At 65.4% G+C, this 20738-nt stretch carries 21 protein-coding genes; 8 read left to right on the top strand and 13 right to left on the bottom strand.

What is annotated here, in order from left to right:
• The 4 genes from ACFVSJ_RS01820 to gatC all read right to left on the bottom strand — a co-directional run bounded on the left by ACFVSJ_RS01820 (position 1) and on the right by gatC (position 4004).
• On the bottom strand, positions 1-549 hold the full coding sequence (locus ACFVSJ_RS01820; protein ID WP_387433676.1) for a DUF5666 domain-containing protein: 549 nt from the start codon (positions 547-549) through the stop codon (positions 1-3).
• 103 nt (positions 550-652) lie between these two features.
• A complete protein-coding gene (gatB, locus tag ACFVSJ_RS01815; RefSeq protein WP_387433674.1) occupies positions 653-2161 on the bottom strand; it encodes an Asp-tRNA(Asn)/Glu-tRNA(Gln) amidotransferase subunit GatB in 1509 nt (502 codons plus the stop codon).
• Complete coding sequence (gatA, locus tag ACFVSJ_RS01810; RefSeq protein ID WP_387433671.1) at positions 2161-3702, bottom strand: Asp-tRNA(Asn)/Glu-tRNA(Gln) amidotransferase subunit GatA; 1542 nt, start codon at positions 3700-3702, stop codon at positions 2161-2163. The genes gatB and gatA overlap by 1 nt, the downstream gene beginning before the upstream one ends.
• Positions 3703-3707: 5 nt before the next feature.
• The gene (gene gatC / locus ACFVSJ_RS01805) at positions 3708-4004 is read right to left on the bottom strand and encodes an Asp-tRNA(Asn)/Glu-tRNA(Gln) amidotransferase subunit GatC (protein WP_387433668.1); all 297 of its coding nucleotides are present in this window, start codon (positions 4002-4004) and stop codon (positions 3708-3710) included.
• A 170-nt stretch (positions 4005-4174) separates the two neighbouring features.
• Here gatC and ACFVSJ_RS01800 point away from each other — a divergent pair, with 170 nt between their 5' ends.
• Complete coding sequence (locus tag ACFVSJ_RS01800; protein WP_387433666.1) at positions 4175-5473, top strand: LCP family protein; 1299 nt, start codon at positions 4175-4177, stop codon at positions 5471-5473.
• A 23-nt stretch (positions 5474-5496) separates the two neighbouring features.
• On the opposite strand, the gene ACFVSJ_RS01795 is transcribed toward ACFVSJ_RS01800, so the two are convergent.
• Positions 5497-6975: a CitMHS family transporter gene (locus ACFVSJ_RS01795; RefSeq protein ID WP_387433664.1), complete on the bottom strand. Its 1479-nt coding sequence runs from the start codon at positions 6973-6975 to the stop codon at positions 5497-5499.
• A gap of 172 nt (positions 6976-7147) precedes the next feature.
• Here ACFVSJ_RS01795 and ACFVSJ_RS01790 point away from each other — a divergent pair, with 172 nt between their 5' ends.
• Both ACFVSJ_RS01790 and ACFVSJ_RS01785 read left to right on the top strand, forming a co-directional pair.
• The gene (locus tag ACFVSJ_RS01790; RefSeq protein ID WP_387433661.1) at positions 7148-8866 is read left to right on the top strand and encodes an ATP-binding protein; all 1719 of its coding nucleotides are present in this window, start codon (positions 7148-7150) and stop codon (positions 8864-8866) included.
• On the top strand, positions 8859-9518 hold the full coding sequence (locus ACFVSJ_RS01785) for a response regulator (protein ID WP_387433659.1): 660 nt from the start codon (positions 8859-8861) through the stop codon (positions 9516-9518). The genes ACFVSJ_RS01790 and ACFVSJ_RS01785 overlap by 8 nt, the downstream gene beginning before the upstream one ends.
• Positions 9519-9527: 9 nt before the next feature.
• Here the strand turns inward: ACFVSJ_RS01785 and ACFVSJ_RS01780 are convergent, their stop codons facing one another.
• Together ACFVSJ_RS01780 and ACFVSJ_RS01775 are read right to left on the bottom strand one after the other, a co-directional pair.
• A complete protein-coding gene (locus ACFVSJ_RS01780) occupies positions 9528-9908 on the bottom strand; it encodes a RidA family protein (protein ID WP_387433656.1) in 381 nt (126 codons plus the stop codon).
• A gap of 54 nt (positions 9909-9962) precedes the next feature.
• Entirely contained in the window at positions 9963-10475 is a 513-nt protein-coding gene (locus tag ACFVSJ_RS01775; RefSeq protein WP_387433655.1) for a GNAT family N-acetyltransferase, read from the bottom strand.
• A gap of 428 nt (positions 10476-10903) precedes the next feature.
• Between ACFVSJ_RS01775 and ACFVSJ_RS01770 the strand changes: the two genes are divergently transcribed.
• The 4 genes from ACFVSJ_RS01770 to ACFVSJ_RS01755 are packed head-to-tail and all read left to right on the top strand — an operon-like array spanning position 10904 to position 15027.
• The gene (locus ACFVSJ_RS01770; RefSeq protein ID WP_387433652.1) at positions 10904-12013 is read left to right on the top strand and encodes an ABC transporter substrate-binding protein; all 1110 of its coding nucleotides are present in this window, start codon (positions 10904-10906) and stop codon (positions 12011-12013) included.
• On the top strand, positions 12010-12921 hold the full coding sequence (locus ACFVSJ_RS01765) for an ABC transporter permease (protein WP_387433650.1): 912 nt from the start codon (positions 12010-12012) through the stop codon (positions 12919-12921). The genes ACFVSJ_RS01770 and ACFVSJ_RS01765 overlap by 4 nt, the downstream gene beginning before the upstream one ends.
• Complete coding sequence (locus ACFVSJ_RS01760) at positions 12897-13634, top strand: ABC transporter ATP-binding protein (protein ID WP_387433648.1); 738 nt, start codon at positions 12897-12899, stop codon at positions 13632-13634. Before ACFVSJ_RS01765 ends, ACFVSJ_RS01760 begins: the two co-directional genes overlap by 25 nt.
• A gap of 25 nt (positions 13635-13659) precedes the next feature.
• Positions 13660-15027 carry an LLM class flavin-dependent oxidoreductase gene (locus ACFVSJ_RS01755; RefSeq protein WP_387433645.1) on the top strand — a complete coding sequence of 456 codons (1368 nt, stop codon included), beginning with the start codon at positions 13660-13662 and terminating at the stop codon, positions 15025-15027.
• 4 nt (positions 15028-15031) lie between these two features.
• Here the strand turns inward: ACFVSJ_RS01755 and ACFVSJ_RS01750 are convergent, their stop codons facing one another.
• The 6 genes from ACFVSJ_RS01750 to ACFVSJ_RS01725 all read right to left on the bottom strand — a co-directional run bounded on the left by ACFVSJ_RS01750 (position 15032) and on the right by ACFVSJ_RS01725 (position 20206).
• Entirely contained in the window at positions 15032-16243 is a 1212-nt protein-coding gene (locus ACFVSJ_RS01750) for an AAA family ATPase (protein ID WP_387433642.1), read from the bottom strand.
• Positions 16244-16252: 9 nt separating this feature from the next.
• A complete protein-coding gene (locus tag ACFVSJ_RS01745; protein WP_387433639.1) occupies positions 16253-17089 on the bottom strand; it encodes an inositol monophosphatase family protein in 837 nt (278 codons plus the stop codon).
• The gene (gene ligA, locus ACFVSJ_RS01740) at positions 17086-19368 is read right to left on the bottom strand and encodes an NAD-dependent DNA ligase LigA (protein WP_387433636.1); all 2283 of its coding nucleotides are present in this window, start codon (positions 19366-19368) and stop codon (positions 17086-17088) included. Before ligA ends, ACFVSJ_RS01745 begins: the two co-directional genes overlap by 4 nt.
• A 70-nt stretch (positions 19369-19438) precedes the next feature.
• A complete protein-coding gene (locus ACFVSJ_RS01735) occupies positions 19439-19816 on the bottom strand; it encodes a hypothetical protein (protein WP_387433634.1) in 378 nt (125 codons plus the stop codon).
• 1 nt (position 19817) lies between these two features.
• Positions 19818-20006, bottom strand: a complete 189-nt coding sequence (locus ACFVSJ_RS01730; RefSeq protein WP_387433633.1) for a type II toxin-antitoxin system HicA family toxin — start codon at positions 20004-20006, stop codon at positions 19818-19820.
• A 71-nt stretch (positions 20007-20077) separates the two neighbouring features.
• On the bottom strand, positions 20078-20206 hold the full coding sequence (locus ACFVSJ_RS01725) for a hypothetical protein (protein WP_387433630.1): 129 nt from the start codon (positions 20204-20206) through the stop codon (positions 20078-20080).
• Here ACFVSJ_RS01725 and ACFVSJ_RS01720 point away from each other — a divergent pair.
• On the top strand, positions 20205-20693 hold the full coding sequence (locus ACFVSJ_RS01720) for a hypothetical protein (protein WP_387433628.1): 489 nt from the start codon (positions 20205-20207) through the stop codon (positions 20691-20693). The genes ACFVSJ_RS01725 and ACFVSJ_RS01720 overlap by 2 nt on opposite strands.
• Positions 20694-20738: the final 45 nt, after the last annotated feature.

Here is a 20738-nt window from a genome sequence, read left to right as displayed (position 1 = left end):
CTATTTCGGCCCGTGGCCCCGCACGCCATGGCCACGCATCATGGCGGGCAGTTCACCGGACAGGATCCTGTTGGCGGTGACGGCGTCGCCGTTTTTGGTTCCGGACACGTGGATCCTGTCCCCGGCTTTCAGGTCGGTTGCCGAGGCCGAAGGCAGCGTGGGCTTCCCGCGTCCGTTCCGGGGCAGGTCAGCGGAAACCTTGCTGATCTTCGTGTCGGAGTTGATCGCGTAACGCTGCGTGAACCCGTCCTCGCTCTTCACGGTGACCTCCGAGCTGCTGACCGACTCGATGGTCCCGGCCTGGGTGATCACAGTACGGAACGCGCCATCGGCGTCCTTCACCACGTGTTCGCCGTGGATGGCTTGCCCGTGGCGGGCATCCGATTTGACTTGCGAGGGGCTTGGCGACGGGCTGCTGGAGGACGTGCCCGACGGCGACGGGCTGGGCTGGGTGCCTGCCCACACCGCGGCGCCCCCGGCGCCGGTCAGGGCGACGGCGATGCCGCCGGCTATGAAGGCCTTGCGAAGGCCCGGAGAAAGTGTGGCCATGGGTTAATTGTGCGCCCGGACCAACAAAAAGTGGGTCGCAATTGGTGCCGTTCTGAGGGATCAAAACGGCTACAACTGCGACCCACTTGGGTGTGCGGGGAACCTAGCCCTCCACCCCGAGCCTCTCAAGGATGAGTTCCTTGACGCGACCGGCGTCAGCCTGGCCGCGGGTGGCCTTCATGACGCCACCCACAATGGCACCAACAGCCTGGACCTTGCCGCCACGGATCTTGTCGGCAACATCTGGCTGGGCTGCGAGCGCTGCATCGATGGCTTCCAGGAGCGGGCCGTCGTCGGAAACCACTGCGAGGCCACGCTTTTCGATGATCTCTTCAGGCGTACCTTCGCCGGCAAGGACACCGTCCAGGACCTGCGAAGCCATCTTGTTGTTGATCTTGCCGCCTTCAACGAGCTTGTTGAGTTCGACAATCAGCTGCGGGGTTACGCCGAGTTCAGCGGGCTCCACGTCCGCGGTCTTGGCACGGCCAACAACCTCACCCATCCACCACTTGCGGGCGACGTCGGCGGTGGCTCCGGCTGCGACGGTTTCCTCAACGGAGTCCATGACGCCTGCGTTGACCACATCGCGGAATTCGAGGTCCGAATAGCCCCAGGCTTCCTTGAGGCGCTTGCGGCGCTCGGCCGGCGGCTCAGGCAGCGTGGCGCGGAGTTCCTCCACCCATTCGCGGGACGCAACAACGGGAACCAGGTCCGGCTCCGGGAAGTAGCGGTAATCGTCGGCGTCGGACTTGGCGCGGCCCGACGTCGTCGAACGCGTGTCCTCGTGCCAGTGGCGGGTTTCCTGGATGACCGGCTGGCCGGAATCCAAGACGGCGGCGTGGCGCTGGATCTCGTAGCGGACGGCGTGTTCAACCGCGCGGAGCGAGTTCACGTTCTTGGTCTCCGAGCGGATGCCGAAGCGCTCCTGGCCGTGTGGGCGCAGGGAAACGTTGGCGTCGCAACGGACGTTGCCGCGCTCCATCTTCGCGTCGGAGACACCGAGGTTCTTCACGATCTCGCGAACCGCGGCGACGTAGGCCTTGGCCAGCTCGGGAGCACGGCTGCCCGCGCCCTCGATCGGCTTGGTGACGATTTCCACCAGCGGAACGCCGGAACGGTTGTAGTCCACCAGCGAGTAGTCCGCACCCTGGATACGGCCTGCGGCGCCACCCATGTGGGTCAGCTTGCCGGCGTCCTCTTCCATGTGGGCGCGCTCGATCTCCACGCGGAAAACCGTGCCGTCCTCCAGTTCGATGTCCAGGTAGCCGTCATAGGCGATCGGCTCGTCGTACTGGGAGGTCTGGAAGTTCTTGGGGGTGTCCGGGTAGAAGTAGTTCTTCCGGGCGAAGCGGCAGGACTCGGCGATCTTGCAGTTCAGCGCGAGGCCGATCTTGATGGAGGACTCCACCGCCGTCTTGTTGACCACCGGCAGGACGCCGGGCATGCCCAGGTCAACCTCGTTGACGTTGGTGTTCGGCTCGTCACCGAAGACGTTGGGCGCCGAGGAGAACATCTTGGTCTTGGTGTTGAGCTCTACGTGGACCTCGAACCCCAGGACGGGATCGTACTTCTCCATGGCCTCTTCGAAGCTCAGGGTTGCATCGACGGACATTAGTTGGAACCTCCGGCGGTTGTGGCGGCAGAACCCAGGGCAGGTGCCTGTGCGAGCATCGGGCCACCCCACTTCTCTTCAAGGATGGATTCGAGGACGGCGCCCACGCGGTACAGGCGGGCGTCTTCGCGGGCAGGCGCCAAGAGCTGGATGCCCACGGGCAGGCCGTCTTCGTCGGCCAGGCCACCCGGCAGGGACAGGCCCGGAATGCCGGCGAGGTTGGCCGGAATCGTGGCGACGTCGTTCAGGTACATGGCCAAAGGATCGTCCAGCTTCTCCCCCAGCTTGAACGCCGTGGTGGGAGCCGTCGGGGAGATCAGGACATCGGCCTGGGCGAAGGCGGCGTCGAAGTCGCGCTGGATCAGCGTGCGCACCTTCTGGGCCGAGCCGTAGTAGGCGTCGTAGTAGCCGGCGCTGAGGGCGTAGGTGCCCAGGATGATGCGGCGCTTGGCTTCGTCGCCGAAACCGGCGGCACGGGTGGCTGCCATGACACGCTCGATGGTCAGCGGGCCTTCCTTGGGCAGGACACGCAGGCCGTAGCGGACGCCGTCGAACTTGGCCAGGTTGCTGGAGACCTCGGAGGGCATGATCAGGTAGTAGGCGCCGAGCGCGTACTTGAAGTTGGGGCAGGACACCTCGACGATTTCCGCGCCCGCGTCCTTGAGCAGTTCAAGGGACTCGTTGAAGCGGTTCTCCACGCCGGTCTGGTAACCCTCGCCGTGCAGTTCCTTGATGATGCCGATCTTCAGGCCCGCCACGTTGCCCAGCCGCGCCGCTGCAACGAGGTTGGTGAATGGGTCGGTCAGCGACGTGGAGTCGAAGGGATCGTGGCCGCCGATGACTTCCTGCAGCAGTGCAGAGTCGAGGACGGTGCGGGATACCGGACCGATCTGGTCCAGCGAGGACGCCATGGCGATGGCACCGTAACGGGAAACCGCGCCGTAGGTGGGCTTCATGCCCACAGTTCCGGTGACGGCACCCGGCTGGCGGATGGAGCCGCCGGTGTCCGTGCCGAGCGCCAGCGGTGCTTCGAAAGCTGCGACGGCGGCAGCGGACCCGCCGCCCGAACCGCCGGGGATGCGGTCCAGGTCCCACGGGTTGCGGGTGGGTCCGTACGCCGAGTGCTCCGTGGAGGAACCCATGGCGAACTCGTCAAGGTTGGTCTTGCCCAGGATGGGCATCTTCGCGGCGCGGAGCTTCTTGATGACAGTTGCGTCGTACGGGCTGTGCCAGCCCTCAAGGATCTTGGAGCCCGCAGTGGTCGGCTGGCCGACCGTGACAATCAGGTCCTTGACCGCGATGGGCACACCGGCGAGGGCGTGCAGTTCCTCACCGGCTGCGCGTGCGGTATCAACCTCGGCTGCGACGGCCAGGGCTTCTTCGGTGTTGACGTGCAGGAAGGCATTAACCTGGCCATCGACGTCGGCAATCCGGTCCAGGTGCGCCTGCGTGACCTCGACGGCGGAAACCTCTTTGGAAGCCAGCTTGGCTGCGAGGTCGGCGGCGGAGTGGCGGATGAGTTCGTTCTTCAGTTCAGTCATGGTTGTTAGTCCTCATCCAGGATCGCCGGGACCTTGAAACGGTTTTCGGCGGCATCGGGGGCGCCGGACAACGCCTGCTCGGCCGTGAACGTGTGGCCCACGACGTCTTCACGGAAGACGTTGGTCAACGGAATCGGGTGGGACGTGGCCGGGACGTCGTCCCCGGCAGCTTCGCTCACGGACTTCACCGAATCCACGATGACGGCAAGCTCGCCGGCCATCCTGTCCAGCTCTTCGGCACTCATTTCAATGTGAGCCAGACGCGCAAGATGCGCGACGTCGTCACGGTTGATCGCAGCCATGGATCTCCCCTGCAAAGTTCAAATGGTTTTCCGAACCAGTCTACTTGTCCGGGCCCGGCGAGGGTCACACAGGTGGCCCGTCCCCGTCCCGGATTCCGGCTCCGTTCAGGAAGCTTCCAGAATCGCTCCGTAAAATTGACGGCTTCTTACCCCGAGGAAAGGCCCGACCCGTGCAAGGTCGCCACGATACCCCCGACCACAATCCAACAGAAGCAGCCCGCTACCCCGGCCAGGGAAACCTCGCCCAAGGCAGCCTTAGCCCGTCGTCGTCCGCGCCCGTCCGCAAGCGCCGGCGCTGGCTCAAGCCCGTGGTCCTGGCGGTTTCCGCCGCCCTGCTCGGCGTCCTGTGCTTTGGCGGCTACTGGGTCTGGCGGCTGCAGTCCAACATCTCCACAGGCTCGTTGGGGGCGGGCAGCAACCGCACTGAAAGTGGGGTGGACGATTCAAAGGACCGCATCCAGATCCTGGTCCTGGGAAGCGATACACGCAGCGGCAAGAACGGCCAGTACGGCACGGCCGACCAGTCCTCCGGATATGGGCAATCGGACGTCACGATGCTGGTGGACATCTCCGCCGACAACAAGAACGTCAACGTCATCAGCTTCCCCAGGGACCTGCTGGTGGATGTTCCTGAATGCACGGACCAAGACACCAAGCAGCAGCACGCGGCCCGCCAAGGCGTCATGATCAACAGCGCCATGGCCGAAGCCGGCGTCGGCTGTGCGGTGGATACCGTGAACAACCTGACCGGCATGGAGGTGGACCACTTCATGATGGCGGACTTCAACGCCGTCAAGGAGCTCTCCACCACGGTTGGCGGCGTGGACGTGTGCGTGGACTCCGCGGTGAACGACCCCGAGTCCGGACTGGACCTCCCGCAGGGAACGTCGCAGGTGCAGGGTGACCAGGCTTTGGCGTTCCTCCGAACACGGCATGCCTTCGCGGACGGCGGGGACCTCGGCCGCATCCAGGCCCAGCAATCCTTCCTCGGTTCCCTCACGCGCAAGCTCAAGTCCGAGGGAACCCTCAGCGATCCGCCCAAGGCCCTGGGCATCGCGGACACCATGACCAGGAACCTCACCGTGGACACGGGCCTGGCTTCGGCTGCATCGTTGCTGACCATCGCCGACAGGCTCAAGAACATCGACCCCGCGAAGGTCAACTTCATCACGGTTCCAACTGCGCCGGCCTTGGAAGACCCGAACAGGCTTGCCCTGGACGAACCCGCCGCCGGAAACCTCTTCGCGGCCCTGCAGAAGAGTGCGGACCTGGGCAAGGCCCCCGCCGAACCTTCCACGGCCCCGAACCCGCAGGCTCCGGCGGCGCAGGATCCCGCGGCGAACGACGCTGCGGCAGGCGCCCCGGCAGCCGAAGGCCCGGCTCCTGCCGCTGAGGCCACAGCCCCGCAGAACATTGCCGCACAAACAGCAAATGACCAGACCTGCCAGGCAACGAACCCGGCAGGCTGATCATCTGCGGTGGCTGATCGGGGTCAGCCGATACCGATGGCTCCCGTCAGCACGCCCACTGCGAGCATCACCAGCGAGATGACCGCGGTGCGCCACAGGACCTTCTTGTGGTGGTCGCCCAGGTCCACTTTGGCAAGGGAAACGAGGAGCAGGATGGCCGGAACCAGCGGGCTCTGCAGGTGGAACGGCTGGCCGGTGATGGAAGCACGGGCCATGTCCGCGGCGCCAACACCGTAGTGTGCGGCGGTTTCGCTGAGGACGGGGAGGACGCCGAAGTAGAAGGCATCGTTGCTCATGAAGAACGTCATGGGGATGCTGAGCACGCCGGTGATCACTGCCATGAACGGGCCCATGTCGGCGGGGATGATCTGGACCAGCCACTCGGACATCGCCTTGACCATGCCGGTGCCATTGAGGACGCCGGTGAGCACTGCGGCGGCCATGACCATGCTGACCACGGCAACGATCGACGGTGCGTGGGCGATCAGTTGCGCACCCTGGTCCTTGACCTTGGGGAAGTTGACCAGCAGGGCGATCGCGGAACCCACCATGAAGACGAACGGCAGCGGGATGATGTTGGCCACCAGCGTCACCATGACGGCGACGGTCAGGGCCAGGTTGAACCAGAACAGCTTGGGCCGCAGGGTGGCACGGTTGGGATCCAGGGCGGTGTCCGCCATGGCGGTATCGTGCTCGTCCACCAATTCTTCGGTACGTTCCAGAACCACGACGCCGGAGCCTCCGCCGGTGCCCGGCTTGCCTGCGTTCTTGGTTGAGCCGGAGCCGGAACCCAGGCCCGAACCGGCGGCGACCGAACCGCCGCGGCCGTTGCCGCCGTCGAACGCGTCAGCCGGATTGGCGACGTCGCCCCAGATCTCCGGTGCAGTGGCGCGGAGGCGGTTGCGTTCCTGCAGGCCAAGCAGCCAGGAGAAGACCAGCACCACGATGAGGCCGACGATGAGCGACGGGACCATCGGGACGAAGACGTCGTTGACATCAAGGTGCAGGGCGGTTGCGGCGCGGGCAGTCGGACCGCCCCACGGAAGGATGTTCATGGTGCCGTTGGCGAGGCCCGCCACGCAGGTGAGGACAACCGGGCTCATCTTGAGGCGGAGGTACACCGGAAGCATCGCGGCGGTGGTGAGGATGAAGGTGGTGGACCCGTCACCGTCGAGGGAAACTGCGGCGGCGAGGATCGCCGTACCGAGGACCACCTTGGCGGGATCGTTGCCGAGCTTTCGCAGGATGAACTTCACCAGCGGATCGAAGAGTCCCACGTCGATCATGAGACCGAAGTAGATGATCGCGAACATGAGGAGCGCGGCCGTGGACGTCATGGACTTCATGGAATCCATGACCATGGGTCCGATGCCGAGGCCGGCACCTGCGAAGAGGCCAAAGATCGTGGGGACGATGATCAGCGCCAAGACGGGCGTCAACTTTTTGGTCATGATCAGGACCATGAATACCGCAATCATTGCGAATCCAAGCAAAACCAGCACGGCCGGCTCCTTACTACTTAGTGGCAACACTTCGGTGTGATGCGCACTACAAACCGTAGGGTGGCCTCCGTCACGCGACGGGGTTTGTGGGATTTGATCGCACTACTGCTCGTTGCGAACGTTTTGCGCATTGTGCTCAATGCTTCAATGGAGCAGGAGGAAAGGAGTGACAATGCCGCGCACAAGCCGGGTCAGCCTGCGTTTCTCCACCCAAACACTCCTCCTCCAGCTGGGCGTAGTGCTCCTGGTGGTCATGCTCAGCGGGGCCGTCCACGCGTGGCTGGTCTATGACCGCATCGGCACCGAAGCTGAAAACCAGGCCCTCACGCTCGCGCGGACAGTCGCGGCGGATCCCGATGTCCGGGCGGACGTCCAGGCGATCAGCAAGGAAGAAGGAACTCCTCCCGCATCGGTCTTGGCTGAAGGGCCCCTGCAAGCGGCAGCCGAGGCAGCGCGCGTACGCACCGGCGCGCTGTTCGTCGTCATCACCGATGAGACGGGCATGCGCCTGGCACACCCCGAAACTGCCCGGCTGGGCGAACGGGTCAGCACCGACCCGTCAGTTGCTTTGGGCGGCCAGGAAATCACGACGCGCAACACGGGCACCCTGGGTCCGTCCGCGGGAGCAAAGGTTCCGATCTACGCGCCCGGCACCCCCAACGGGGCGATCGTCGGTGAGGTCAGCGTGGGCTATTCCATGGAATCCCTCAGCAAGAGTCTCGCCCGGGACATCGTGCCGATCGCTTTAACCGCGGGCGGGGCATTGCTGGCCGGAGTCCTCGCATCCTTCCTGCTCCGCCGCCGCCTGCAGCGGCTGACGCTGGGACTTGAACCCGAGGAAATCAGCACGCTGGTCCACGATCAGGTGGCCGTCCTGCAAGGCGTGGACGACGGCGTGATCGGCGTTGCTGCCGACGGCCGGATTTCTGTCTTCAACGCAGCGGCGTCCCGGCTCCTGGATCTTCCCGACGCCACGGGGACGCATTGGGCCTCTGCGAATGTGCCACCGCAACTCAAACGCCTCACGGAGCCCGCAGCCCAGGATGCCGAGGCCGTGGAAGTGGTGGCTGGCGGACGAGTCCTCGTGGCCAGTGCCCGTAAAGCCTGGCACCGCAAGGAGGACCTTGGATGGGTGGTGATGTTGCGGGACCGCACCGAGCTGCAGCAATTGACACGCCAACTCGATGCCGTGGGAACCATGTCAACCGCCCTCCGCGCCCAACGCCACGAGTTTGCCAACCAGCTCCACACCATTGCCGGGTTCATGAGCATCGGCCAGCACGATGCCGCCAAGGAATACCTCGCACGGATTTCAGCCACCGGTCCGCTGAAGTTCCCGCTGGAACAGGGCCAACTGCTCCAGGACACCTATCTGCAGGCCTTCGTGGGGGCCAAAAGCGTCGAAGCGTCCGAGCGTGGAGTCTCATTGCGCATCGGCCCCGAGACATTGGTCCGCGGCCACGTTGAGGACCCCCAGGACGTCACCACGGTCCTGGGCAACCTGATCGACAACGCCGTGAACGCCGCCGTCGCCGGGTCCGCGACGGAACGCTGGGTGGAGCTGGAACTGTTGGACGACGGCGGCACCCTGCACGTTGTGGTGGGAGACTCGGGCGATGGCCTGGGCGGGGTGGAAGCCGAAGAGGTCTTCACCGAAGGATTTACGACGTCGGAGCAGCCGGTACGTCCGGGGGCCGGCCACGGGCTGGGGCTGGCCCTGGTGCGGCAGCTTGCCCGGCGCCGGGGCGGGGACGTCCGGGTGCTGGAAACCGGGAGCCGCGGTGGTCCCGGAGCAGTGTTCATGGCGTCCATTCCGGGTGTCATGGGCCAGACGGACGCCTTGGGCCATGATGAATCCGGCACAACCGAGTGGAAGGACAGCAATGGCTGAGGACTTGAGGGTGCTGATCGTGGATGACGATTTCCACGTGGCAAGGCTGCACGCGGCCTACGTTGATTCCGTGGCGGGATTCATGGCCTTGGCGCCTGCCGGATCGGTGTCCCAGGCGCTCCAGGCGATCCACAGCCTGCGCCCGGACCTGGTGCTGTTGGACGTCTACTTGCCCGACGGCTCCGGCCTGGATCTCCTGGGCCAGCTGGACGTCGACGCCGTGATGCTGACGGCGGCCTCGGATGCACAGTCCATCAGGGTCGCGATGCGCCGAGGGGCCCTGGGGTACCTGCTGAAGCCGTTCACGGCCGAGTCTTTGTCCCAGCAGCTCCGCTCCTATGCCCGGTACCGCCGCATCCTGGGACAACAGCCCAGCGTCGACCAGAGCAGCATCGAACGGGCCAAGCGGGCCCTCATCCCCGGCGACGTCACGCCGTCGGCCAAGCCGCGCTCAGCAACCGAAGCCGCGGTGCTGGAGTCGCTGGTGGCGGGCGAGCAATATTCCGCAGCCGAGGTGGCGGACCGGGTGGGCGTTTCCCGGGCCACCGCGCAAAGGTACCTGTCCTCGCTCGCGGACGATGGCGCCGTCGAAATCCAACTGCGGTACGGAACCACAGGCCGCCCGGAACACCGCTACGGCATCCCGGGCTAAGCCAAGGAGCTACGCGGACTTCTGGGCCACGAGTTCGATCTCCACCAGCATCTGCGGATCGAGGAACGGCAGCACGTGCACGAGGGAGAGGGTGGGGCGGATTTCGCCGAACACCTCGCCGTGTGCGCGGCCCGCGTCTTCCCACTTGCTGATGTCCGTGAGGTACAGCTTGGACTGGACAACGTCCTCGTAAGAGAAGCCGGCTTCTTCCAGGACAGCGCCGAGCTTTTCCAGGATGTACTTGGTCTGCGAGTAGAAGTCGTCGCCGACGATGCCTTCGGGACCGGAAGCCGCGGTGGCCGAAATGAAGAGGGTGTTGTCCACCTGGACTGCACGGGAGTAGCCAAGGGTCTGTTCCCAGACCGAACCCGAGCCGAATGTCTTGCGCATGCCGCGCCTTTCCTGTCGCTTCCCGGCCTGCTGCCGGGATATCCGAGGAAAACTTTAGGCTTGCGGCAGCTCAAGCCTGTAAACGAACAGCTTTATGTCGGTGCCCGGCACGAACCAATCGCGTTCGGGCGCCCTGTCAAAGCCCGTCCGGACGTAGAGGGCATTTGCGCTCTCCCACGTGGCGCCGGTGGTGAGGCACACGGCTTCGATGCCGTCGGTCGCCTGGGCCTGCTCGACGACGGCCTGCACCAGGGCGCGGCCGGCGCCTGAACGTTGTACTGCGGGATCGACCACGAGGGTCCGCAGTTCCAGTTCGCCTTCCAAGCCAATGTCGGAGAATCCGCCACCGGCCGGAGCTGCTGTGACGGAACCGATGATGTGGCCATCGCGTTCTGCCACCAGGATGTCCGCGTGCTTCGCCCGGCCAGCAACGTTCTGCAGTTCCAGAAGGTACGGGTGGTCAGCGCTGCCGTAGTAACCGGCAGTGACGTAGGAGTCCAGCGTGATGCGGGCAACGGCGTCGTAGTCTTCGGGCAGGGCGGGGCGGACGGTAATCGGCGAAAGCACCTGTCAATGGTAGTGGTAACCGGGAGTTGCATTGGGCGAAACGGCGGTTTTCGTGACCGAACTATCAGTCTTTTCCGGGGTTTTGTGTTGCCCCGCATGGCGTCGAATTGAGCCGCGTTGCGTGGCGTTAAGCCCCGTTTCCCGCCGTTGCGGGCTTATGTCGAAAGGCTGGCGCCGGGAGTTGCGCCCATGTTTGAGTTGCCACACGGCGCATGACAGCTGCCGACGAATTCGTGACAAGCGCGTGTGACACGCAGCTTTCCGATCACCCAACACCCGGAACAGGAGGAACGATGCTCCAGGCCCACTTCAGCATGACGCCGGCGCACTCCTGCTGTCCGCCCTGCCTTCAGCACTAAGCGATCTGCACTGCTGCTGCACATGGATCAACCATGCCCGGCAGACCACACGCACGTGAAAGGCTCTTTATGTCATCCGCGTTCCCCCGCGCCCAAAACCAGTCCACCACCCCCAGCCGCAGGCAAATCCTGGGTGGATTCCTCGCCCTTCCTGCCCTGGCCTTCGTCACTGCCTGCAATGCCACGAGCGCGGCCACTGGCCAAGCCACCCAGGCAGCCCAGGTGACCACGCCCCTGTCCACCACCATTCCGGTCGGTACAACCCTGGTGGTGGGTGATCCCACTGTCCAGGTTGCCCTCGAACTGTCCGGACTGGACAAGAAGCTCAGCTTCCCAGTCAAGTTCGCCAATATCTCCGGCGGACCAGCCACCACGGAAGCCTTCCGCGCCAACGCCTTGGACGTTGGTTCCGTGGCCGACATTCCGCCCATCCACGCGACCTGGACCGGATTGGACGTACGCATCATCGCCAGCGTGTTCCGGCAAGATGCCGTCAACCATCCTCTGTACGAGCTCGGCATCGCCCCCGGCGCGGGAGTCACGGACCTCCCGGGCCTGCGTGGGAAGAAGATTGCCTACAGCCCGGGGCAAGCACAAGGTGCCCTGGTGCTCCGGATCCTTGAAAAGGCCGGTTTGCAGCAAAGCGACGTGAAACTCGTTGAACTCCCCAGTACCGGCGATGCCTACTCCACGGCCCTGTCCAGCAAGCAGGTTGATGCCGCACCGCTGGGCGGCGTGCAGATCAAGCGCTACCTGGCCAAGTACGGCGCGGACGGCGGAACAACGCTGCGGCACGGGCTCCGCGACGACCCCGGCCACTTGTACTCCCCCGCCAAGGTCCTCGACGATCCGGCAAAGGCCGCCGCCCTCGCTGAATACGTCGATATCTGGGGCCAGGCGCAGCGCTGGATCCAGGACCACCCCAAGGAATGGCTGGAGGGCTACTACATCAAGAACCAGGGGCTCTCCGCCGAAGACGGCCAATACCTGATCGACGCCGCCGGCGAGCGGGACCTTCCTGTGTCCTGGACTGAAGCGATCGCCCGGCATCAGCAAACCATCGATCTGCTGGCCCGTGAGCAGAAGAAGCCTAAGCTCGATGCCGCGAAGCTCTACGACCTCCGCTTCGAGGCCATCGGTGGCAAGGCCTACGCAGCTGCCAAGGGGGCTACGGCATGACCACTGCAGCCGCAGCCGGGCGGACCTCAGTCCGCACCGCAGCAAAGTCCGACGCCGGCACTCAGCCAGGCGCCGCCGTCGAACCCCACCTGGACCCGGCGCTGGCCGGCCGCCCTGACGTCAGGCCGGGCAGCCGACGGCTGGGACCCGGTCCGCGCCGCCGTTTCGCGGGGCTCGTGGGGCCGGCAGCGCTGGTCCTTCTATGGGTGGTGGCCTCGGCTACCGGCCTGCTGGATCCGCGCATCCTCTCCGAACCGTGGACGGTGGTGGGCACAGCCGGCGAACTGATCGCCGACGGCCGCTTGCAGGAGCACCTCGCGATTTCCGCGCAACGGGCCGGGCTGGGGTTGTTCTTCGGCATCGTCGTAGGCGCCGCGCTGGCCTTGCTCGCCGGCTTGAGCCGCGTAGGCGAATCGTTGATCGACGGCCCTGTGCAGATCAAGCGCGCTATTCCGGGGCTGGCACTCATCCCGCTCCTGATCCTGTGGTTCGGCATTGACGAGACCATGAAGGTCCTCACCATCACCCTGGGCGTGTTCGTGCCGATCTACCTCCAGACCCATGCGGGACTCCGCGGGATCGACCTCCGCTACGTCGAGCTTGCCCAAACGGTGGGGCTGAGCCGGGCCGGCTTCATCCGGCGGGTGGTCCTGCCGGGAGCGCTTCCCGGATTCTTCCTGGGGCTGCGGTTCGCCGTCACCGGTGCCTGGGTGTCTCTGGTGGTGGTTGAGCAGATCAACTCCACCAGCGGCATCGGCTACATGATGGAGCTCGCCCGCACCTACGGCCAAACCAACATCATCGTCCTGGGACTGGCCGTCTACGGCATCCTGGGCCTCCTCTCCGACGCAGCCGTCCGGCTCCTGGAACGAAAGGCATTGTCATGGCAGCGCACACTGGCGGGCTGAACGTCGTGGAGGCGGCACCGGCTGCAGCCCGGAATGAGGTGTCCGTCCGGAACCTGATCCGCAGCTTCGGACCGAAAGGCGTCCTCAACGGCGTCAACCTAGACATCGCACCGGGCGAATTCGTCGCCCTCCTTGGACCCAGCGGCTGCGGCAAGAGCACCCTGCTGCGCGCCCTCGCCGGGCTGGACCGCGATGTCCGCGGGAGCGGCGTGGTCCAGGTGCCGGAACAGGTATCCGTGGTGTTCCAGGATTCACGGCTGCTGCCGTGGGACACCGTGCTGGGCAACGTCACCCTGGGCCTGAAGGACCACGACGCCGATGTTCGCGGCCGCCGCGCACTCGCCGAGGTGGGACTCGCCGGCCGGGAGAAAGCCTGGCCACACGAGTTGTCCGGAGGCGAGCAGCAGCGCGTCGCCCTGGCACGTTCGCTGGTCCGGGAACCGCGGCTGCTCCTGGCCGACGAACCCTTCGGAGCCTTGGATGCACTCACCCGTTTGAAGATGCACGCGCTGCTGAAGGAACTCGTAGCAGCGCATCGCCCTGCCGTCCTGCTCGTCACCCACGACGTCGACGAGGCCATCACGCTCGCCGACCGAGTCATCGTGCTCCAAGGCGGCCGGGTCGCCTTGGAGCGCCAAGCGGGTGCCGCCGTCGAGCATTCCGCCCTCCGTACCGAACTGCTCGGCGCCCTCGGCGTCACAGCCGCCGCCTGAAATCCCAACCGCAAAGGAAGAACCCATGACAACCCCGCCCCGCAAACTCCACCTCAACGCCTTCCTCATGAGCACCGGCCACCACGAAGCCTCGTGGCGGCTCCCGGAAAGCGATCCGTTCTCCTCCACCAGAATTGAGCATTACCAGCACCTGGCCCGGACCGCTGAACGGGGAAAGCTGGATTCGATCTTCTTCGCCGACTCCCCTGTGCTGTTCGGCGAGGTGGGACGGCGTCCGGTCGGAAAGCTTGAACCCACCGTCCTGCTCACCGCGATCGCGGCCGCCACACAGAAGATTGGCCTGATCGCCACCGCCTCCACCACCTACAACGAACCGTTCAACCTTGCCCGCCGCTTCGCGTCGGTGGACTGGGTCAGCGGTGGCCGCGCCGGATGGAACGTCGTCACCACGGCGGGTCCGGACGCCGCGCGGAACTTCGGCGTGGACGACCAGCCGGCCCACGCCGTCCGGTACGAGCGTGCCGCCGAATTCCTCGAGGTGGCCCAAAAGCTGTGGGACAGCTGGGAGGACGACGCCGTGCTGGCCGACAAAGCCGAAGGCGTCTGGGGCGACTCCACCAAGATCCGCGCGATTGAGCACGTGGGCAAGCACTTCCGCGTCCGCGGTCCACTCAACGTTCCGCGCTCCCCGCAGGGCCACCCGCTGATCGTGCAGGCCGGCTCCTCGGAGAACGGCAAGAAGCTGGCTGCACAGTACGCCGAGGCAGTGTTCACCGCCCACCAGACCCTGGGTGACGCGCAGGCTTTCTATGCCGACCTCAAAGCCCGGACCGCCGCGGTGGGACGTGACCCGGAAGGCATCAAGATCCTGCCCGGCATCGTTCCCGTGATTGGCTCCACGGAAGCCGAGGCCTTGCGCCTTGAGCGTGAACTCGACGAGCTCATCAAGCCGGAATACGCCCGCGAACAGCTCGCCAAGACCCTGCGCCTCTCACCCGAGGACCTGCCCTTGGACCGCCAGCTTCCCGCAGATCTCCCGTCGGAGGACGAGATCGAAGGCGCGAAGAGCCGCTACACACTGATCGTCGAACTTGCCCGCCGCGAGCAGTTGACCGTGCGCCAACTCATTGGCCGCCTCGGTGGAGGCCGTGGACACCGGACCTTCTCCGGCACGCCGGAACAGGTGGCGGACGCGATCCAGGAGTGGTTCGACGCCGGTGCCGCCGACGGTTTCAACATCATGCCGCCGGTGCTGCCGTCCGGCTTGGAGGTCTTCGTTGACCAAGTGGTGCCGATCCTCCAGCAGCGCGGACTCTTCCGGACCGAGTACACGGCTTCCACGCTACGGGGCCACTATGGTCTTGCCCGGCCGGACAACCGCTTCGCGGACAGTGAGGCACGCGAGCTGACCTCGATCGGGTCCGCGTTCTAGCCCTTCACCTCTTGGGCCAGCTCCACAGCGGACCTTCGAGGGAACCGAGTCCCTTAATCCTGGTCTCGCCCAGGTCCTTATAGAGCTCGTGTTCATGGGCGGCACCGCTTTCCCGGAGAGCCTGGAGCAACGCCTCCGAGTGGGTCACCACAATCACCTGGCTGCTGGCACTGGCCTGGACGATCAGTCCAGCCAGTGCCGGCATCAGGTCCACATGGAGGCTGGTCTCGGGTTCGTTGAGCACCATGAGCTCCGGTGGCCGTGGAGTGAGCAGGGCGGCTGTCAGGAGCAGGAACCGCAGGGTACCGTCCGAGAGCTCGGCTGCCTTCATGGGCCGCAGCATGCCGGGTTGTTTCAGCTCAACACTGAACCTGCCGTCCTCGCTGACCGCGACGTTGAGCCGACTTCCCGGAAAGGCGTGATCGACGGCGGCATCGAGCTGACGTTCGAAACCCACCTCCCGGAGGGTCTGGAGAGCAGCGGCAAGGTCCTTTCCGCTGTGGTGCAGCACGGGAGTCCGGGTTCCCAGCTGCGCCTGCCTGGCCGGTGCCTCCGCATCCGTCCGGAAATGATCGTAGAACCGCCAGGACCGGACCGAGTCCCGCACCCGCAGCACCTCCGGAGCCCTGTCCAGGTCCGAGACCTCCGTCAACATGCTCTGGAACGTATCCAGGCGACGGGACAACTCGGTCCATCCGCCGTCCTGGCCACGTAACCGGGCCAGTCCTCCCTTGCGGTCCACCAGCAGCGAACCCGGCCTCGCAATCGGCCCCGAGAAGATTTGCTCACGCTTGATTTCCGGATCACGGCTGAAGGCGGAAGGCCGGACCTGTCCGGTCTCCTCGTCGAAGCCCGCACCGCCCGGCACCGGAATCCCGAGGTCAACCAAGTACCCGAAGTCGTCCCCCGAATAGCCAAGCTTCAGGTTGATGACGTCCTTGCGGACGGTGCCCTGGACCGGGACCTCTCCACGCCGCATGGCTTCGCTGATGGTTTCCGGTCCAGCCCACAGTGTGGAGGGCAGGCCACCATCGCGGGCCAAGGAACCCACCACGTTGCCGGAGTCCCCGCCGGCGCACTCTGCCAGCAGCCGCAGCGCCCTGTAGAGGGAGGACTTCCCGCTGCCGTTGGCCCCCGTCACCACATCCAATCCATGGAGTTCCATGGTCAGGTCGCGGATGGAGCGGTAATTGGCGATGGCGAGCGTGCGGATCATCGGCGTACATCACAAGGGGAAAGTGCCGGACAGCTCCAACGTCCCGGCGCACATCCACGCCGCCAGTCGATCCTCAGCGCTGGGGCCACCGTCGAGCGGGCTGGCCAGCTTTGGCCTGCGCACCCAGCAGCCTGCTTCCTCCGCAATCAGGGCTCCAGCAGCGAAATCGTGCTCATTCAGGCCTCGCTCACCGAAGGCGTCCACGGTGCCGTCCGCCACGAAACAGAGATCCAACGCCGCAGAACCCAGCCTCCGGATGTCGGCGAAGCTGTCCATCAGGCCTGCCAGGACTTCGGCCTGGCTGGCTCGGGTGGCGGGATCATAACTGAAACCCGTAGCCAGGATCAGGCCCTTGCGGCCGGGAACAGGACCTGAAAGCCTGGTGTATTCCCCTGCCACCTCGAGCCAGGCGCCGTGGCCGCGGGCAGCCGAGTAGACGCGGCCCAGCGCAGGCGCGTGCACGACGCCGGCCAGCCACACGCCGTCGGAATCTGCCACGGCCACGGACGTCGCGTAATAGGCGATGTTTCGGATGAAGTTGGTGGTGCCGTCCAGTGGATCGATGGACCAGCGGAATCCGGACGCATCCTCCGGCCGGGTGGTGCCGTGCTCTTCTCCCGTGACGGTGTCGTTGGGACGGGCGTCGTTGATGGCCCGGCGGACGGCGTTCTCCGCGGCGACATCGAACTCAGTAACCCAGTCCCCGGCCTCGCCTTTGTTGGACATGCCCAGACCGTCGCCGCCGCTACCGGTGACGGACCGCCGGGCGAGTACAGCCGCGCCGGCGGCGGCAGCCGTCTTGGCTGCCGCCAGGAGTTCCAACACGTCAACCTGCTGCCCGGTCATTCGGCGTCCCCTTCCACCGGCACCGACGCTTCTTCTGCCGCTCCCTCGGCCTCCACGGCGGGTCCGTTGGCCAGCAGCTCGCGGAAGCCGTCCTCGTCCAGCACGGGAACTCCGAGTTGCTCGGCCTTGTCCAGCTTGGTGCCCGCGCTTTCGCCAGCCACCAGGTAGCTGGTGTTCTTGGAGACGGACCCCGAGGCCTTGCCACCACGGATGATGATGGCTTCCTTGGCTTCATCGCGGCTGAAGTTGGGCAGTGTGCCGGTGACCACGATGGTGAGTCCTTCCAGCGTGCGCGGGGTGGCAGTATCGCGTTCGTCCTCCATCCGGACGCCGGCGGCTGCCCAGCTCTCCACGATCTCGTTGTGCCAGTCCACGGCGAACCACTCTTTGAGCGCGGCCGCGATGGTGGGCCCCACACCGTCGACGTGGGCCAACTGTTCCTCGGTGGCGTTGCGGATGGCGTCCATGCTGCCAAAATTCGTGGCCAAGGCGCGGGACGCCGTGGGACCGACGTGGCGGATGGACAGGGCAACCAGGACGCGCCAGAGCGGCTGCTTCTTCGCTTTTTCGAGTTCCGCGAACAGCTTTTCCGTGGTGGCTGTCGGCTTGGACGGGGTCTTGGCCGTGGCCTTGGTGTAGAAGTACGGGACCAGTTCATACTGGCCGGTACCGACGCCTTTGGACTTCTTCTCCCGGCGGATCAGCACGTTGGCCAGGTCCTCCCGGGTCAGGCTGAACAGCGCGGCCTCGCTGGTGAGCGGCGGAGTTTCCGGTTCGGCGGGCTGGGTCAGCGCAATCGCCGCTTCCCAACCAAGCGCTTCAATATCGAAGGCCCCACGGCTTGCTACGTGGAACACCCGCTCCCGCAACTGCGACGGGCAGGACTTTCCGTTGGGGCAACGGATATCCACGTCGCCCTCCTTGGACGGTGCCAGCGGCGTGCCACAGGAAGGGCACTCCGTGGGCATGACGAACTCCCGGACGGGTGGATCCTGTTTGTCCCGCAGTGCCAGCACCGGGCCAACGATCTCCGGGATGACGTCGCCGGCCTTCCGGAGGATCACAATGTCGCCGATCATGACGCCCTTGGTCTTGACCACGTCCTGGTTGTGCAGGGTGGCCATGCCAACAGTGGAGCCCGCGACCTTGACCGGTTCCATGAGCCCGAACGGCGTGACGCGTCCCGTCCGGCCGACGTTGACCATGATGTCCAGCAGCTTGGTGTGGACCTCTTCCGGCGGGTACTTATACGCCGCTGCCCACCGTGGCACGCGGGACGTGAAGCCGAGCGCACGCTGCGTCGCGAAATCGTCGATCTTGACCACGATGCCATCGATCTCGTGCAGGAGGTCGTGGCGGTGCTCGCCGTAGTGCGCAATGAATTCCAGGACGCCTTCGTAGGTATCGAGGACCTTGGAGTAGGGGCTCACGGGAAGGCCCCATTCGCCCAGCAGCTGGTACGTCTCGGACTGGCTGGCTGCTTCCAGCCCTTCCCGGGCTCCAATGCCGTGGACGAACATGCTCAGGGGACGCTTGGCCGTTTCGGCCGGATCCTTTTGCCGCAGGGAACCAGCGGCGGCATTGCGCGGGTTGGCCAGGGGCGCCTTGCCTGCGGCCACCAGTGCCTCGTTGAACTCGATGAACGCTTTGGAAGGGATGAACACCTCTCCACGGATCTCCACCTCCGCCGGATAGCCGGAACCGCTCAGCTGGCGCGGGATCTCCTTGATGGTGAGGACGTTGTGGGTGATGTCTTCGCCCGTGGTTCCGTCGCCGCGCGTGGCAGCGCGAACCAGTTTGCCGTCCCTGTACAGGAGGTTAACGGCGAGGCCGTCGATCTTGAGCTCGGTCAGCCACGCAATGGGCGGAACCCTGTCGCCGAGCTTCGCCACGGAAGCCTCGGCCTTCCGCACCCAGGCCTCCAGCTCATCGAGCGAGAACACGTCGTCGAGGCTGTACATCCGTTGCAGATGCTCGACGGCGGCAAACGCCGCCGACACTTCGCCGCCGACTTCCTGGGTGGGTGAATCGTTGGAAACCAGCTCCGGATGGAGTGCTTCCATTTCCTCCAGGCGCCGGTAAAGGACGTCGTACTCGGCATCCGAAACCGTCGGTGCATCCTCTTGGTAGTAGGCGTACCGGTACTTCCGGACCAAGTCCGCCAGCTCCTGGTATTCGTCCCGGAGATTTTCCGACGGCGGCGCCACCTCCTCTGCGGCGATGGCCGCGGCGGCCCTGGAGGTGGTTTCGACCCGATCTGGATTCTCTGGTGTGCTCACAGGTCTATCTTGCCAAATGGCTCAGACAATGTGCGCTCACGTCCGCGGGGGTGGCGTTGGCAAGAAGCCGCTAGGCACCCTTTAAGATCTGGCTCGCCCGCTGGAATGAGATATGCATGACAGCGCCGATGTCACGGACAGTCATTCCGGAAGCCTGCATGGCATGTGCTGCCTCGCGGTTCAGGGCCGTCGCCGTGCGCTGTGCATCTGCGGCAGCGTCAGCCATTTCCTTTGCCTGCCTCAACGCCTCCTGCGTAGCGGCATCCACGATCGGCAGAACGTTTACTGCAAACGAGGCCGCGGGCTGTCCAGTAAGGGCAGCAGCGGCATCCCGCACCATTCCCTCGACTTGGTCGAGTCTCCTGACCTGTGTGAAGAGTCCCTCAATCTCCGGAACCTCCACCGCCCACCAAGCACCTGAGCGCTCGGCTCGTGCGTTGAGCTGCATGTCATTCTCCGATTTGCTTGATGATTTTCCTGGCAGTGATCTCGTTAATTTCACTGTGCCGCGGAACGACCGTCTGCTTGTCACCGATTTTGATGACCGTGTGACTGCCGCCCTCTCGATACTCGACCGGAAGGCCACGTATCCTCGCCATCCGTTCAAGTGTCTTGAGTAGATCTCGCCGCTTCACCATCAGACTAGTCTAGGTAGTCTTGACAATTCAAGTCGAGTAGGCCTAGACAAGTTGTGGATAACCACCCAGGGTCAGTGCGACGACAGTCGGTTCTTGCTCCACAGCGCGAAGGCCAAGCCACCAAGCCCCACCAGCAACACGCCACCGAGGATCCCGAACAGGCCCAGCAGATTGGGCCCGGAGAAGCTGGTGTTGGCCATGACCGCGGCCTGGGTTTCCTTGCCCTTCTCCACCGGCGTGTCCCAGTTGGACGACTTCGTGGGGCTAGGCGTCGAGGACGGCGTCGCCGAAGCAGCAGCGGTTGCTGTCGCCGTCGTCGTTGGTTCGGGAGCGGACGACGGCGGTTGCGTCACCTCGGGCGCAACCGTCACTGGCGCCTGCACCACGGCTGGTTGCGGGGCCTGGACGACGGGAGCTGGCGCCGCGGGAGCAGGCGGTTGCTGGGTCTCGCGGACCCTGGTGGGTACCGGCTTCGGCGTCGTCTTGCCGGCCTCAGGCGCCAGCCCCGGTTCCGTCGGAGTGGGCTCGGTAGGAGCAGCCACGGGCGGGCACGTCCCGGCCGTCGACGGAACGCAGGGTGCCGCCTGGGCGACCCCCTGCGGCGCCAACCAGGCGCCCGCGGCCAGCAGTACGCCCGCCAGGACGGCGGGCACCCGGCGACGCAGCCTGGAGGGCATAACGGTATGAAGAACGGTGGGTTGCATGGAGCATGACCTCGCTGGGGCGTTGGGG

The sequence above is a fragment of the Paenarthrobacter sp. NPDC058040 genome, assembly GCF_042885775.1.
Classification (GTDB): domain Bacteria; phylum Actinomycetota; class Actinomycetes; order Actinomycetales; family Micrococcaceae; genus Arthrobacter.
The sequence above is the reverse complement of the archived record's forward strand: the minus strand, read 5'-3'. Positions and strand labels throughout refer to the sequence as shown.

Coding starts and splice junctions, on each gene's coding strand:
- ACFVSJ_RS01730 (WP_387433633.1), bottom strand. CDS start 20,006: ATGGTGAAGCGGCGAGATCTACTCAAGACACTTGAACGGATGGCGAGG.
- ACFVSJ_RS01780 (WP_387433656.1), bottom strand. CDS start 9,908: ATGCGCAAGACATTCGGCTCGGGTTCGGTCTGGGAACAGACCCTTGGC.
- ACFVSJ_RS01770 (WP_387433652.1), top strand. CDS start 10,904: ATGTCATCCGCGTTCCCCCGCGCCCAAAACCAGTCCACCACCCCCAGC.
- gatB (WP_387433674.1), bottom strand. CDS start 2,161: ATGTCCGTCGATGCAACCCTGAGCTTCGAAGAGGCCATGGAGAAGTAC.
- ACFVSJ_RS01745 (WP_387433639.1), bottom strand. CDS start 17,089: ATGACCGGGCAGCAGGTTGACGTGTTGGAACTCCTGGCGGCAGCCAAG.
- ACFVSJ_RS01765 (WP_387433650.1), top strand. CDS start 12,010: ATGACCACTGCAGCCGCAGCCGGGCGGACCTCAGTCCGCACCGCAGCA.
- ACFVSJ_RS01725 (WP_387433630.1), bottom strand. CDS start 20,206: ATGGCCAACACCAGCTTCTCCGGGCCCAATCTGCTGGGCCTGTTCGGG.
- gatC (WP_387433668.1), bottom strand. CDS start 4,004: ATGGCTGCGATCAACCGTGACGACGTCGCGCATCTTGCGCGTCTGGCT.
- ACFVSJ_RS01760 (WP_387433648.1), top strand. CDS start 12,897: ATGGCAGCGCACACTGGCGGGCTGAACGTCGTGGAGGCGGCACCGGCT.
- ACFVSJ_RS01790 (WP_387433661.1), top strand. CDS start 7,148: ATGCCGCGCACAAGCCGGGTCAGCCTGCGTTTCTCCACCCAAACACTC.
- ACFVSJ_RS01755 (WP_387433645.1), top strand. CDS start 13,660: ATGACAACCCCGCCCCGCAAACTCCACCTCAACGCCTTCCTCATGAGC.
- ACFVSJ_RS01785 (WP_387433659.1), top strand. CDS start 8,859: ATGGCTGAGGACTTGAGGGTGCTGATCGTGGATGACGATTTCCACGTG.
- gatA (WP_387433671.1), bottom strand. CDS start 3,702: ATGACTGAACTGAAGAACGAACTCATCCGCCACTCCGCCGCCGACCTC.
- ACFVSJ_RS01735 (WP_387433634.1), bottom strand. CDS start 19,816: ATGCAGCTCAACGCACGAGCCGAGCGCTCAGGTGCTTGGTGGGCGGTG.
- ACFVSJ_RS01750 (WP_387433642.1), bottom strand. CDS start 16,243: ATGATCCGCACGCTCGCCATCGCCAATTACCGCTCCATCCGCGACCTG.
- ACFVSJ_RS01820 (WP_387433676.1), bottom strand. CDS start 549: ATGGCCACACTTTCTCCGGGCCTTCGCAAGGCCTTCATAGCCGGCGGC.
- ACFVSJ_RS01720 (WP_387433628.1), top strand. CDS start 20,205: ATGACCGCGGCCTGGGTTTCCTTGCCCTTCTCCACCGGCGTGTCCCAG.